Here is a 13098-nt window from a genome sequence, read left to right on the forward strand (position 1 = left end):
GGAGCCGCCGCAACGACCGGTGGCCGGCAGCCACCTATTACCACACCGTTGACGGTCTACGCGATGAGCTGACCGGGGCGGGGTTGCAGGTGGTCAATGTGCATGGGGTCGGTGGGCCGGGCGGGTGGCTTGCGGTTGCCGTTGACCGGTACGAATTGGACGACACGGGAGTGGCCGACATGGTGCTAGCCGCCCAGATGGCGGACGACCAGTGTCCCGAGCTGGTCCACGCCAGCGCGAACCTACTGGCAGTCAGTCGGGTTCCGCAGGCGGGCGCACTGTGACCACCAAGTCGGCTCGTGCTATCACCGAGTACGCCGCCCACGGCTGGCCAGCACAACCGCGCCGCTGGGGGACCGCGTTACAGGCGTTGCGGTTCGACGTGCTGGAGATCGCCTCACCGATCGGGGCGATAATCCACCACCGACTGCTCACCCGCGTACCTACCGCCACGATCCGCCCGCCGTGGTGGTCAATGCTGCTGGGCCCAGCCAGCGCCGCGGATCGGATGCGCTGGGTGTTCGTGTTCGCCCCGGGCTTTCTGGACCCTGACCAGGTAGCCCGCGACGGTGGGCGGCTGCACCATGGGCCGGACGCCTGGGTACCAGCACCGCCAGGGCGTAGCCCGGACGGGTTGACGGTCGGCTGGGTGGTACCACCTGCTCAGGCGCACTGGCGGCCGTACCAGCCGGACGGGGTCTTTGACAGTCTCGGATGGCTGCTGCGCTCCCGAGTCACCCAATGACACCTGTTGACCCGAGTCCTGAGGCCAGTGCCGCCGCCTGTTGGTGGGCCAACGAACTCACCAACGGCACAGCGATGCTACGGCCACGCTTCACTACCGCCCAAGCCGACCGGTTCGCCGCCGCTCTGGCCGAGCTGATCGATCAGCGCCTCGGCAGGCAGGCATCTCAGCTGGGCTCCGCCGTGACGATCGACAGCGATTACCGGCTGCACCCGCTACTGGCCGACGCGGCGTGGCGGTCCGGGCTGTTGGTGAGCATGTATGACTTGCCGATGCGCACATACATGTGGATCACTCCTGGTCGAGTGGCCGTATCCGAGGGCAGGGCCCCCGAGGAGATCGTCTGGGCGGCGTGACCAGCGTGAACCCCGCCGACGGGCACTGCGGTGCCCCGGCTCCGGACAGCCCACCATGTGACAGCAGACGGCCCCGCTCTCCCCGGTCGGGAGGGCGGGGCCGAACCGTGTCGGATGGTTGGCCAATCTCCACCCGGCCGGCAGTTCCTGGCGGTCCTTGCCGAACAATCCACTCGCTGAATTGAAAATCTTCGATACTTGTCGTCACTCCGATGGCCGACAGGCTGTATCGCACCAGCCTCGCTGCCGCCCGAGACGCAGATAGCCGCCGGTGGTGGCGGGACCATGACCCTCCTGACCCCGCTATACCAGTCGGCGTCGGCGAGTCAGGTGGATGAAAGTGACACCGGTGAGGGTGAGCAGGGCGGCGGCGGTGAGGGTGGTAGTTATGTTGGGGCCGGTGATGGGTAGGTCGGGCTCGTCGGGTGGTGGATTGATGGTACGGCTGACCGGTGTGGATTGGCTGTTGGGACAGGTGTTGGTGCTGGTGTAATGGGCGGTGAGGGTGTGGCCGCCGGTGGGCAATGCGGTGGTGTGGGTAGCGGTGGCATTGTTCAGGGGCGTGGTGGCGAGGGTGGTGTTGTTGGTGCGGAAGGTGATGGTTCCGGTGGGGGTGTCGACGTTGCAGGTGACGGTGGCGGTGAGAGTGATCTCCTGATCCGCTGTCGGGTTGGCTGGGTTGACCTGCAGAGCGGTGGCGGACGCCGGTGGTGGTGCTACCAGGGCCAGGCTGTGGAGGGTGCCACCAGCGATAGCGGTGACCGTGGTGCCGAAGGACAGGCTGACGGTCACGGGTGTGCTGCGGTCGGTGGTGGTGCCATCGCCCAACTGGCCGTCGGTGTTTAGGCCCCAGGCGAGGACAGTGCCGGCGGAGGTAAGCGCCAGACTGTGGGTGCCGCCGGCGACGGCGGTGACCGTGGTTCCCGCGGGCAGATCAACCGTAACGGGGGTGCTGCTGTCGGTGGCGGTCCCGTCACCCAGCTGTCCGGAGGCGTTTTCGCCCCAGGCGAGGACGGTGTCTGACGCCACGGTGGATGGTGCTGCGGTGTCGCGCGCGACCGCGGGCCACACGGCGGCCGGCTGCGTGACCGTCACCGCCAACACCAGAAAGAAGCAGCCGACGATGGCCCGGCCCACCCGGCCGGCGCCAGCGCTTCGGCCGGGCCGCTGGCAGAGTCTCCGCATCACCCCCTACCTCCATCCAGGCAAGCACCACTAACAGGACAGACGCCAGTGTCAGCTACCAATCCTGCAGGTTTGCGGAGAAACGCCCTTAAGAAGACGTTCAGGCGCGATGTGACCGCCGGGTGTAGCAGTCGGCCATCGCGAGTTTCGGGGCAACACCCGGATCATGGGTCGGGTGGCTGAGGAAGTGGCAGGGGCCCCGCACGAGGCGCCCTTCATGAGGCACCGTGACCTGTTGTACGCGGTCGCGTACCGGACGCTCGGCAGCGCCAAGGAGGCCGAGGACGTGGTGCAGGAGACCTGGCTGCGGTGGAGTCGGGTCGACCCGGCCACCGTCGTGGACCCCGAGGCGTTCCTGGTTCGGGTGACTATCCGGCTGGCGATCGACGAGCTACGCAGCGCCCGGGTACGGCGGGAGGCGTACGTCGGTCCGTGGCTGCCGGAGCCCATCCGCACCCGACCGGACGTCGCCGACGATGTGGTCCTCGCCGATTCCGTCTCCACCGCACTACTGCTCGTCCTGGAGGCGCTATCCCCGCTGGAACGTGCGGTGTTTGTGTTGAGGGAGGCATTCGGCTACCCGTACGCCGAGATCGCGCAGTTCCTGGGCCGCGGCGAGCCGGCGGTACGTCAGCTTGCCCACCGGGCCCGGAAGGCGGTGGAGAACCGCCACCACCGTTACGACAGCGACCCAGCGACCCGGCAGCAGGTGACCGAGCGATTCCTTGCCGCCTGTTCCGGTGGTGACATCACCGCACTGATCGGCGTGCTGGCCCCGGACGTGACGATGGTCAGCGACGGCGGCGGCTTCACGGGTGCGCCGCGCAAGCCCATTCACGGTTCGGACCTGGTGGCCCGCGCCATCATCGTGCTCTCCCGGCAGCAGCCGGTCGGGGCGACGATCGGGGTGCTACCCGTCAACGGTGGCCCCGGTGTGGTGGTCCGCTGCGACGGAGAGACCGTGCTCGTGATGACCCTGCACCTGGTGGGGGGTCTGGTCCGGACGATCCACGTGGTCAGCAACCCGCTGAAGCTGACCGGGACAGTCGGGTGACCCAGCTCACTCGTGGCCGCGTCACAACTCGGGTCACCGTCTCGTCCGTGAACGACTGACCAACACCCCTGTCCCGTGCACGGAGGCAACGATGTTCGCAACGTATCTTGTCGTGACCCTGCTCGCCTCGGCCCTCAACGGTTCGGCCGCCGTCGCCAACCTGATCGGACACGAGTATCCGAAGACGGAGGCGGACCGCAACCGGGTCCCCCGGTCGTGGGTACGGCCCCTGGGGGTGCTCCTCGGTGCCGGTGCGCTCGGCCTGCTGGCCGGGTTCGTCGTGCCGGTCCTGGGCACCCTCGCGGCGGCCGGTCTGGTTCTGTATTTCCTCGGCGCGTTGGGCGTACACGTGCGGGCCGGCAATTTCCGGCTCGGTGCCTGGGCGCTCTTCTTCGTGGTCGCTCTCGCCGCGCTCACCGTCAACCTCGCCTATGCCGCCGTGGTGGGCTAACCAGCGGCCGGGTCTACGGTTGTACTACAAGGTTCCAGAGATATTCCTTACTGCTGATCATGGCCCGTGAGGTCCGTCGCCAGCTGCGCAGCTTGTTCGGCGAGGCGTTGTTGCTCCTCCGGATCAAGGTTTTGTTCCCAATCTCTGAAGTGGTGGAAACGGCCAAGGATTTCTTCGCCATAGGCATCGCTGGCGGCGACTTGCCGGAGGTCGGTGTGGCCGGCGAGGACACTGCTCGCCATCTCTTGCAAGTCCTTGCCGGCGATGCCGTCGCGTAGGTGGGCGAGGCTGGAGTAAAGGATCTTGGCTAGGCCGGGGTCGCCTTCAGTGAGGTCGAGGAACTGCTGTTCTGGCCGCGACTCAGATTGCGTCATGGAGCACCGGACTGGTGTAGGGCTGATCCGGCAGTGGAAATTGGGACAAGTCGCCTCCCTGTTCGGCGAGGGTCTTTATGAAGCTGAAGAATCCCATGATGACGGTGCCGCCAGTTTGAATCTTCAATGCGGCATCGTTTATTTTTTTTGACAATTCGATGGCCTGCCAGGCGGCGATGCCGTAGCCAGCGAAGGCACCGACACCGGTCTTGATCAGCGCGGTTCCGGCAGCGGCGCTGACACCAATAATAATAGCCTTGTCAATGATCATCTTTATTAGGCCACCGACAACGTCGGCCAAGAGCCAGATAGCACGCGCGGCCTCGTGGTAATTTTCCTTGATCTGGCTCAGGACAATATTCTGCTGGACGGTTGCCACGGCAAGTTGGCGGAAGTAGACGAAGGCGGCGTCAGCGGCTTGCCCATCCCAATGGCCGTCCATCTGGGAAGCTACCAAGCTGACGTTGCGACCGATCGCCTGAAAGCTTTGGCCGAGGTTGCCGTAGGCATCCCCCGCCTTGTAGAAGGCTTCCCAATCGCCGACGAAGAAGTTGGTGACGTGGCCGATGAGGTCGTAGCCCGCGACTTCCTTGATTATTTGGTTCACCCAGTGGGATACGCTAATGGCGTCCAGGATGCCGAGCGGGTTGGCAAAGCCTTTAGTCAGCGAGGCATCCGGCTGGTTAGGCTCGACGAGAAAGTTGGTAGGATCGATCACGGCAGGGGCCCATTCATCGGTCTCCCATCGGTCGCCTCAAAGGCGCTGCGGTCAACGGCCGGGTAGGTAGCGTCCAAGCGGGCGGCGTTGTCTAGGTCGGTCTGCCGGTAGTGCGTCGCGATGCTTTGCAGCCCGTCACCCGACTGCCTCAAAACCTCAACCAGGCGAGTTAGTCGATCGTTCATGGCGTTGACAAGTCGCTCGTGCGCAGGCCAAAATTCACTTAGGAGCCCTTGCTCCTGTACAGGCATGTCCGTGTGCTTGACGATGTACGCCTTGGCTTCCTGCGCATCGTCGTTCGCGTTCTTTATATCTCTCGCGGCGCGTTCCACGATGCTGGGGTCGACGAAGAAGGTCACGACAGGCCGTCCTTGATAAGGCCCGTCACAAGGAGTAGCACCGCAGCGGTCAGCAACGCTAGGGCCATGGTCCGGCCACGCCGTTTCGACTCAACGTTGTTGGCGGCCCGGTAGACGCCGATACCCGTTAGCGCAGCCACACCAAGTGGCAACGTCACCGACACGGCCCGGAAAAACGACCAGGGATTAAACACACGGCGGTCGTCACCAGCAATGACCAGTTGATAGGCCAAAAAGCCTAGGCCGACCAGGCAGAAGAAGAACAGCACCATCGAAAGCAGTGCTACGCTTTTGCGGAAGTCATGCCATTGGTCCAGCTTTTCAGGTACCGCCGCCCGCTTCACCGTATCACCACTCACGGCGCGACCATGTCACAGAGCTACCGCGAAGCGCTACCCCGCTCAGACACCGTCATTGGGGCCCTACCGGAGGATCGCCATGCCGCTCTGGGGCACCGTCGCGGCGGCCGGTCTGGTCCAGTACTTCCTCGGCGCGCTTGGCGTACACGTAAACCCATGGAGAGTTCGCGCCGCTGCGCGTAGAACTGGCGACATGACGGACGCCGTGGGACCGGGACCGCAGTACGACGCGTTCGCCGACGAGTTCTTGGCGCACGCACGCGAGGGCTTCTACAACGCTCACTACGGCCGGCCGACCTGTCTGCGGCTGCTCGGTGCGGTCGCTGGGCGTACGGTGCTGGATGTGGCCTGTGGTCCTGGGCTTTACGCCGAGGAGTTGGTCGCCCGGGGTGCCCGGGTGATCGGGTTGGACCAGAGTCCGCGCATGATCCAGTTGTGTCGAGAGCGCGTCCCCGCTGGCGTCTTCCACGTGCACGATCTTGCTGACCGGCTGCACTGGCTGCCGGACGCCTCGGTGGACCTGGTCTTGTTCGCGCTCGGGCTGGAGTATGTCGATGACCGGATCTCGGCGCTGCGGGAGTTGCGGCGGGTGTTGCGGCCGGGCGGCGCGCTCGTGCTGTCCCGGCTGCACCCCACCGGTGACTGGCTTCGGCACGGCGGCAGCTACTTCGACGTGCGCGTTATCGAAGAGACCTGGAGCCGGGGCTGGCAGGTGCGCTATTGGCTGGCCCCGCTGGAACGGACCTGCGAAGAGCTACACGAGGCGGGCTTTCTGATCGAGCGGCTGCTGGAGCCACGACCGACCGCCGAAACGGCGCTGGTCGATCGAGACCGCTACGAACGCCTGTTGCGGGAGCCGGTCGGGTTCCTCGCGATCCGGGCGCTGCCAGCCCCGGGGCGGTAGCGCCCCAGCCGGCGCTACCGCCCCACTGGGACGTACGGCAGCACATCGCCCCCATCATGGGCCATTTGAGTGGTTTGGGCATATTTTTCGTATTCATGTCCCCATGCGTTCTACGTCGGGTTTAACTCAAGGCTGGCTGCTACCGCCGGCCTGGTAGCCGAGGAGCATCGCACCGGCCAGCCCGGGGTTGGTGGCTTCTCGCCCATGACGGGAAAGGACACCGAGACTGCGATGAGCCATCAGGAGCCCACCCACAAGCCCGGCCCGGCTCGAACCGGTGGACACCGGGGGCGGTCCCGGTGGTGGGCTGCCGGAGTGACGGGCCTGGCCCTCACCACCACCAGTATCGCCGCCGCCCCAGCCGCCCCGGCGGTCGGCTACACCCGCGCCGCTGTCGCCGACCGCCCCACCACCGACGAGTACCGCGGCCAACTCGACGGCGGCAAACCCAACGACCAGAGCAGGGACGACCCGGGAAAGAAAGGCAGGAAGTCACCGGGCGTACCGGTGCCCTGCGACGCGGATATCCTGATCGCTGCGATCACCTTGGCCAACGCCCGCGGTGGGGGTGTGCTCAACCTGGCCCGGGACTGCACCTACCTGCTGACCGCGAACATCGACGGCGCCGGCCTGCCCGCCATCACCAGCCCGATCACCCTCAACGGGAGTAAGAACACCACCATCGAACGCGCCGCCGCGGTTGACCAATTCCGCATCCTCAACGTCAACACCGGCGGTAACCTCACCCTCGACCAGCTGACGATCACCGGCGGCCAGACCACCGGCGCTGGCGCTGACGGCGCTGGCATATTGGTGGACGCGGGTGGAGCGTTGACCATTAATCACAGCACCATCACCCGCAATATCGCCAGCGACGCGGGTGGCGGCATCGCCAACAATGGCACCACCCACCTCCACTCCTCCAAGGTCAGCCGCAACACCGCTGGCTCCTCCGGCGGAGGCATCTTGAATTCCGGCCTACTCAGTATCAGCAAGTCCGGCATCCACTCCAATTCCGCCCTGGTGGGAGCCGGGGCCACCAGTGCGGGAACTATTCGGATCGAGCGCAGCAGCATCTCCAAAAATCGCGCCCAGGAATCCAGCGGCGGTCTTTTTATCGAAAGCGGCACCGCCACAGTCACGGAAAGTAGTGTTACGAACAATACCTCCGCCCAGGTGGTCGGCGGCATCCTCGCCGGCCTGCGCACAGAGGTAACGCTCCGTTCGGTCACCATCGCCGACAACGTGTCCCTGACCGCAGTCGCCGGCGGCCTGGGGGTAGACGATGGCGCCTCCGCGGTGGTTGAAGACAGTGTTATCAAGAACAACGACGCCAGCATCGAAGGCGGCGGCATCTACAACGTCTCCGATCTGGTACTACGAAACACGAAGGTCTTCGGCAACCAGGCCGGAAGCCAGGGCGGCGGCATCTACAACGAAGCCATCGGAACCGTGGCCCTCTTCACCACCAAGGTCACCAAAAATATCGCCGGCGCCGACGGCGGCGGCATCTACAACGAGGTGGGCGGCACGGTGAACCTGAACACCGCGACCGGCACCGTCGTGGTCAAGAATCGACCGAACAACTGCGTCGAGGTTCCCGGCTGCGCCGGATAGTGGTCCGAGTACGCCGGGCCCCGCGAGGGGGCCCGGCAGCGGATACATTGCTCCGCATGACCCACGTCGATCATGAGATCACCGCGGAGTTGGTCCGGGAGCTGGTCCGCGACCAGCACCCCGACCTCGCCGAGCGCCCGATCCGGCTCGGCGCGCGGGGGTGGGACAACCAGTTGTGGCGGCTCGGTGACGACCTGGCCGTCCGGCTTCCGTGGGCCACGGTCTTCGCGGACGTGCTGCTGCACAAGGAACACGCCTGGGTACCCACCCTGGCCCCACGCCTACCGTTGCCGGTCCCCGTCCCGCAACGACTCGGCGTACCCTCCGAACGGTTTCCCCGGTCCTGGCTCATCACCACCTGGGTTCCGGGCGCCCCCGCCGACCAGGCCCCAATCACGCGCCCCCTCGACGCAGCCGGGTCGCTGGCCGCCTTCCTGACGGCGCTGCACCAACCCGCACCCAGCGGGGCACCCGCCGGCCGGGACCGGGGTGGGCCGCTGATTGACCAGTCCGACCAGTTCGCCGGGGCGCTCGCCGCCACCACCGAACGCGGGCTGATTGACGAGCCGGACGCGCTTCGCGCCATCTGGCAGGACGCGGTCACCGCTCCGCCCTGGACCGGCCCACCGCGCTGGCTCCACGCCGACCTGCACCCGGCCAACGTTCTCACCGCCGACGGCACCCTCTGCGGAGTGATCGACTTCGGCGATCTCTGCACCGGTGATCCCGCCTGCGACCTCGCCGCCGGGTGGCTGCTGCTGCCCGAGGGCATCGACCACTTCCACGCGGCGTACGAGCCGGCCCCCGACCCCGCCACCCGACGCCGCGCCCGCGGCTGGGCGGTGGCCCGCGCCCTCGGTTGCCTCCTCATCGGTGACAACGGCGTCCACGGCCGCCCCGGCGGCAAACCCTCCTGGGGCCCACCCGCGCACGCCGCCCTACGTCGCCTCACCGCCGCGGTGCGCTGACCGCCGGGTGCCGTCAGCAAAGCCAGCGCCCCCAAAAGTGAACGCTGACGGTGCGATGATGCCCCTCATGGTCACCAATTCCATGCCGTTGGGACGTCCCTTCTGGACTTTCTGGAGCGCCTCGACCCTCGCCAACGTCGGTGACGGCATCCGGCTGGCAGCTTTCCCCCTGCTCGCCGCTTCGCTGACCGCCAACCCGGTCGCGGTGGCCGCGGTAACCGCGGCCCAGTCCCTGCCGTGGCTGGTGACCGGCCTCCTCGCCGGGTCGCTGGCCGACCGCCGCGGCGCCCGCGCGCTGCTCGCCCAGGCTGACATCGCCCGGGTGGTCGTCCTGGGCGTCCTGGTGGTTACCGTGGCGATGGGCTGGGCGTCGCTGCCCCTGGTCCTGCTGGCCAGCTTCCTGCTCGGGGTCGGGGAGACGGTACGCGACACGGCCGCGCAGACAGCACTTCCCGGCCTGGTACCCGAGCGGCTACTCGAGCGCGCCAACGGAAGACTGGTCGCCGGCGAGATCGTCGGCAACGAGTTCGTCGGCCCGCCGGTCGGCGCCGCACTCTTCGTAGCCGGTGCCGCGCTGCCCTTCGCGGCGAACGGGGCATCTCTCGCCCTGGCCGTCATGCTCCTGCTGACTCTGCCGATCAGCATCGCCGCCCGGCCACCGCAAGACGCACCGAAGCAGGCCAGCCCGGGTGTGATGGCGGGTCTGCGCTGGCTGGCAGGCCAGCGGGTGCTGCGCACACTCGCGTTGGTCACCGCCGCGGTCGCCGCCGCCGACAGCGCCTGGTTCGCGATCCTGGTGCTCTACGCGGAGGGCCCCCTCGGCATCGGCGCGACCGGTTTCGGAATCCTGCTCGCCGCTGGTGCCCTCGGCGGCCTGCTCGGCTCGTCCGTCGTTGACCGACTCGTCGCGGGTCGCCGGCACCGCATGATTCTCACCTGCTCACTGGCGGTCACCGCCGGCATCCCGGCGATACTCGCCGTGACCACCCAGTTGTGGGCGGCGATCCTCGTCATCGTGGTCACGAGCGCATCGTTCGCGGTGCTCAACGTCACGGTCGTGTCGCTACGGCAACGACTGGTGCCACGGGAGCTACTCGGCCGTACGATCGCGGCCGGCCGCACCCTCAGCTTCAGCGCCGCCGCCGCCGGCGCGCTGCTCGGCGGTGTCCTCACCGCAACGATCGGGATCGAAGCACCCTTCATTCTCAGCGGCCTGGTCGCGGTCCTGGCGACCGCCGCCTGGTGGTTCGTGTCCGGCCCTGACCCACAAGCCCACCGTTGATGGCGGCCGCCGCGAGGGAGCGTAGATGCCGGGCGCGACCACTGGAACACCGCACCACATCGAAATCTGGGTACCCCACCTCGCCCGGGCCATCCACAGTTGGGGATGGTTGCTGCAACGTCTCGGCTATACGCTGTTCCAGTCTTGGCCAGCGGGACGCAGTTGGCGGATGGGCCCGACCTACATCGTGTTGGAAGCATCCCCAGACCTCACCGCAGACGATCATGACCGGCGCCGGCCCGGCCTCAATCACCTCGCTTTTCACGTCGAAGGCACCCAACTCCTCGACACGCTCTGCGAAGAGGCCACCCAGTACGGTTGGCGCCTGCTGCTCTCCGACCGCCACCCCTACGCCGGGGGCCCCAACCACTACGCCGCCTACCTCGAGGACATCGACGGCTTCGAGGTGGAACTCGTCGCCATCCCACCCGAGCAGGGATACTGAGGGCGTGCAGCGCAGCGGGCAACCAACGGAGGCGAAGCCAGCCGGGCTCTTCGTACACATGTCTCATCCACAGCCTGTGGATACATGAGTTACCAGCTCAGCGCGATCATCGCGGACGTCGGGTTGCTGCGCGGGGAAACCCGCGGGCTGGATCACGCGGTCCTCGGCAACCTGCGCCAGGACTTCGCCCTTCTGCCGGTGACCTCGCAACTGGTCGAGGAGTTGACCGGGACGCCGCCGGACTACGCCGTCGAGGAGACCGCCCCGGAGCGCCCGTTCACGCTGGTGCTCTCCACCGCGCTGACCGGGGTCCTGGCCTACTGGTCGCAGCGCGGGCCGGTGGCGTACGTCGAGGCGGAGTTCGCCGGTGGCGTCGGCCACCAGGCGGCGGCGGTGTGGCTCGGCGGTCAGCGGTCCTGGGGACCGCGCTTCGACTCAGTGTTCGAGGGACCGCGGGAGCGGTGGCCGATCAACGCCGCCCTGGTCGAGGTGGGGGTGGAGCCGGGGCCGTGGGTTGACCTCTTCGCCGAGCTCGGGCTGCACGTGGAGCGGAACACCGCCGGCTGGCTGGCGCACGGGCGTCGGGGGTTGGGGGTCGACTACTGGGACGAGTTGGTCGAGGAGTGGGAACGGCGCGAAGCCGAGGCCAGCCAGCGCCCCGAGCCAGGCGGGTTTCGGTTCAGCGACCCGGACGGGTTTCGGTTCAGCGGACCTCGATGACCTCCTGGCCGAGCGGCCAGAATGCCGCCGGTACGAGCTTGAAGTTGGCGATGCCGAACGGAATGCCGATGATTGTGACGCAGAGCGACACTCCGGCGATCAGGTGCGACAGCGCCAGCCACCAGCCGGCCAACAGCACCCAGAGCACGTTCGCCAGCCCGGAGGCGATGCCGGCCCCCGGCTTGGTGACCAGGGTGCGGCCGAAGGGCCACAGCGAGTACGAGGCGAGCCGCAGCGAGGCGACCCCGAACGGGATCGTGATGACGAGGACGAAGCAGATCAACGCGGCGACGAAGTAGCCGAAGGCCAGCACGATTCCGCCGCCGAAGATGAGCCACAGCACGTTCAGGACGAAGCGCATCATGCTACTAGCGTGACGCACGTCCGCCACCTCGCCGGCCTCGCGCAGCGCCGCCGGCGCCGGCCCAGGTCCCGGAACCGCTTTGTGTTTTTATCTCCTAATGATCACCCCCACTCCACTGATGCAACTCGTAGCCGGCGTCTGGGGCTTCAAGACCCTCGCCATCGGTGTCGAGTTCGGACTTTTCACCCGGCTGGCCGGCGGACGGACCATCACCGTGACCGAAGCCGCCGCCGAATTCGGGATGGACGAACGCCCCGCCGACCTGTTGCTGGCCGCCAGCGCGTCCCTGGGGCTGCTGGAGAGAGCCGGCGCCGGCTACCGCAACTCCGAGCTGGCCGAGCAGTTCCTGGTGGAAGGGCGGCCGTACTACTTCGGCGCCCAGGTCCGCTACTCCGACCTGCGCACCTACCTGCCCTGGCACCGCATCGGCGAGGCGCTGCGCGGTAACCGCCCACTGACCTGGGACCCGCAGCAGCAGCAGTCCATGTTCGACACCACGGACCCGAAGCTGGTTGCCGAGTTCTGGGACGCCATGTTCGCCACCTCCCGCTTCACCGCCCGTGCGCTGGCCGACGCGTACGACTTCGGCGCCCACCGCCGGCTGCTCGACGTCGGCGGCGGCGCCGGGGCCTTCCCGATCGAGCTCTGCCAGCGACTGCCGCAACTCCAGGCCACGATCCTGGACCTACCGCACGTCTGTGCCCGGGCCGAGGAGCGGATCGCCGAAGCGAGCCTGGCCGGTCGAATCAGCGCGGTCGCTGGCGACTTCCTCGCCGACCCGGCCCTGCCGGCCGGACACGACGTGATCCTACTCAGCATGATCCTGCACGACTGGGACGAAGCGACCAACCGGGCGCTACTGGCCCGATGCCACGCCGCGCTCCCCTCCGGTGGCGCGATCGTCATCTCCGAACTGCTCCTCAACGACGAGCGCACCGGACCACCGGAGGCCGCCCTGATGGGGATGAACATGCTCGTCGAAACCGAGGGCGGCAAGAACTACTCCGGCGCCGAGTACGTCACCTGGCTCGGCGACGCCGGCTTCGTGGACGCCCGGGTCGTGACCTTCGACGCGCCCGGCGCGAACGGCGCGGTCGTGGCCCGCCGGCCCTGACCTCACCACCGAGCCCAGCGCTCTCGAGATAGCGGAACGCCCGGTTGATCCTTGAGGATCAACCGGGCGTTCTCGCTGTTCAC

The 13098-nt window shown here is 67.3% G+C and carries 16 protein-coding genes and 2 pseudogenes; 12 read left to right on the plus strand and 6 right to left on the minus strand.

The genetic code is table 11. From position 1 onward, the window contains the following. The 3 genes and pseudogenes from T398_RS23580 to T398_RS23590 all read left to right on the plus strand — a co-directional run. Positions 1-284: pseudogene (locus T398_RS23580) on the plus strand (class I SAM-dependent methyltransferase); the annotation flags it as partial. Further along, a complete protein-coding gene (locus T398_RS23585; protein ID WP_496450062.1) occupies positions 281-745 on the plus strand; it encodes a hypothetical protein in 465 nt (154 codons plus the stop codon). The pseudogene T398_RS23580 and the gene T398_RS23585, both read left to right, overlap by 4 nt. Then, positions 742-1101: a hypothetical protein gene (locus T398_RS23590; RefSeq protein WP_496450064.1), complete on the plus strand. Its 360-nt coding sequence runs from the start codon at positions 742-744 to the stop codon at positions 1099-1101. The genes T398_RS23585 and T398_RS23590 overlap by 4 nt, the downstream gene beginning before the upstream one ends. 303 nt (positions 1102-1404) lie before the next feature. Here T398_RS23590 and T398_RS23595 read toward each other — a convergent pair. Next, positions 1405-2127, minus strand: a pseudogene (locus T398_RS23595) (Ig-like domain repeat protein); the annotation flags it as partial. 325 nt (positions 2128-2452) lie between these two features. On the opposite strand from T398_RS23595, the gene sigJ reads away from it, so the two are divergent. Together sigJ and T398_RS23605 are read left to right on the plus strand one after the other, a co-directional pair. Continuing rightward, on the plus strand, positions 2453-3340 hold the full coding sequence (sigJ, locus tag T398_RS23600) for an RNA polymerase sigma factor SigJ (protein ID WP_496450065.1): 888 nt from the start codon (positions 2453-2455) through the stop codon (positions 3338-3340). A 91-nt stretch (positions 3341-3431) separates the two neighbouring features. Next, on the plus strand, positions 3432-3791 hold the full coding sequence (locus tag T398_RS23605) for a DoxX family protein (RefSeq protein WP_496450067.1): 360 nt from the start codon (positions 3432-3434) through the stop codon (positions 3789-3791). Between the two features lie 47 nt (positions 3792-3838). On the opposite strand, the gene T398_RS23610 is transcribed toward T398_RS23605, so the two are convergent. Genes T398_RS23610 through T398_RS23625 form a run of 4 tightly spaced genes read right to left on the minus strand, consistent with a single transcriptional unit; the run spans position 3839 to position 5601 of the window. Beyond that, positions 3839-4165, minus strand: coding sequence for a hypothetical protein (locus T398_RS23610; RefSeq protein WP_496450069.1), 327 nt, complete (start codon positions 4163-4165; stop codon positions 3839-3841). Beyond that, complete coding sequence (locus T398_RS23615; protein ID WP_496450071.1) at positions 4152-4883, minus strand: hypothetical protein; 732 nt, start codon at positions 4881-4883, stop codon at positions 4152-4154. The genes T398_RS23610 and T398_RS23615 overlap by 14 nt, the downstream gene beginning before the upstream one ends. Beyond that, positions 4880-5242, minus strand: coding sequence for a WXG100 family type VII secretion target (locus T398_RS23620; protein ID WP_496450073.1), 363 nt, complete (start codon positions 5240-5242; stop codon positions 4880-4882). The genes T398_RS23615 and T398_RS23620 overlap by 4 nt, the downstream gene beginning before the upstream one ends. Beyond that, positions 5239-5601 (minus strand): hypothetical protein, encoded by a 363-nt coding sequence (locus T398_RS23625; protein WP_496450074.1) that lies wholly within the window; start codon positions 5599-5601, stop codon positions 5239-5241. The genes T398_RS23620 and T398_RS23625 overlap by 4 nt, the downstream gene beginning before the upstream one ends. A 193-nt stretch (positions 5602-5794) precedes the next feature. Here T398_RS23625 and T398_RS23630 point away from each other — a divergent pair, with 193 nt between their 5' ends. The 6 genes from T398_RS23630 (at position 5795) to T398_RS23655 (ending at position 11537) form a co-directional block, all read left to right on the plus strand. Continuing rightward, positions 5795-6505: a class I SAM-dependent methyltransferase gene (locus T398_RS23630; RefSeq protein ID WP_496450075.1), complete on the plus strand. Its 711-nt coding sequence runs from the start codon at positions 5795-5797 to the stop codon at positions 6503-6505. A 315-nt stretch (positions 6506-6820) separates the two neighbouring features. Then, complete coding sequence (locus tag T398_RS23635) at positions 6821-8122, plus strand: right-handed parallel beta-helix repeat-containing protein (RefSeq protein ID WP_496450096.1); 1302 nt, start codon at positions 6821-6823, stop codon at positions 8120-8122. A gap of 56 nt (positions 8123-8178) precedes the next feature. After that, complete coding sequence (locus tag T398_RS23640; protein WP_496450076.1) at positions 8179-9090, plus strand: aminoglycoside phosphotransferase family protein; 912 nt, start codon at positions 8179-8181, stop codon at positions 9088-9090. A gap of 55 nt (positions 9091-9145) precedes the next feature. Further along, on the plus strand, positions 9146-10372 hold the full coding sequence (locus T398_RS23645; protein WP_496450097.1) for an MFS transporter: 1227 nt from the start codon (positions 9146-9148) through the stop codon (positions 10370-10372). 25 nt (positions 10373-10397) lie between these two features. Beyond that, the gene (locus tag T398_RS23650) at positions 10398-10817 is read left to right on the plus strand and encodes a VOC family protein (protein WP_496450077.1); all 420 of its coding nucleotides are present in this window, start codon (positions 10398-10400) and stop codon (positions 10815-10817) included. A gap of 84 nt (positions 10818-10901) precedes the next feature. Next, positions 10902-11537 (plus strand): hypothetical protein, encoded by a 636-nt coding sequence (locus tag T398_RS23655; RefSeq protein ID WP_496450078.1) that lies wholly within the window; start codon positions 10902-10904, stop codon positions 11535-11537. Here T398_RS23655 and T398_RS23660 read toward each other — a convergent pair. Beyond that, a complete protein-coding gene (locus T398_RS23660; RefSeq protein ID WP_026273399.1) occupies positions 11521-11901 on the minus strand; it encodes a YccF domain-containing protein in 381 nt (126 codons plus the stop codon). The genes T398_RS23655 and T398_RS23660 overlap by 17 nt on opposite strands. A 97-nt stretch (positions 11902-11998) precedes the next feature. On the opposite strand from T398_RS23660, the gene T398_RS23665 reads away from it, so the two are divergent. Then, positions 11999-13015, plus strand: coding sequence for a methyltransferase (locus tag T398_RS23665; protein WP_496450079.1), 1017 nt, complete (start codon positions 11999-12001; stop codon positions 13013-13015). Positions 13016-13098: the final 83 nt, after the last annotated feature.

The sequence above is a fragment of the Salinispora goodfellowii genome (genome assembly GCF_059570675.1).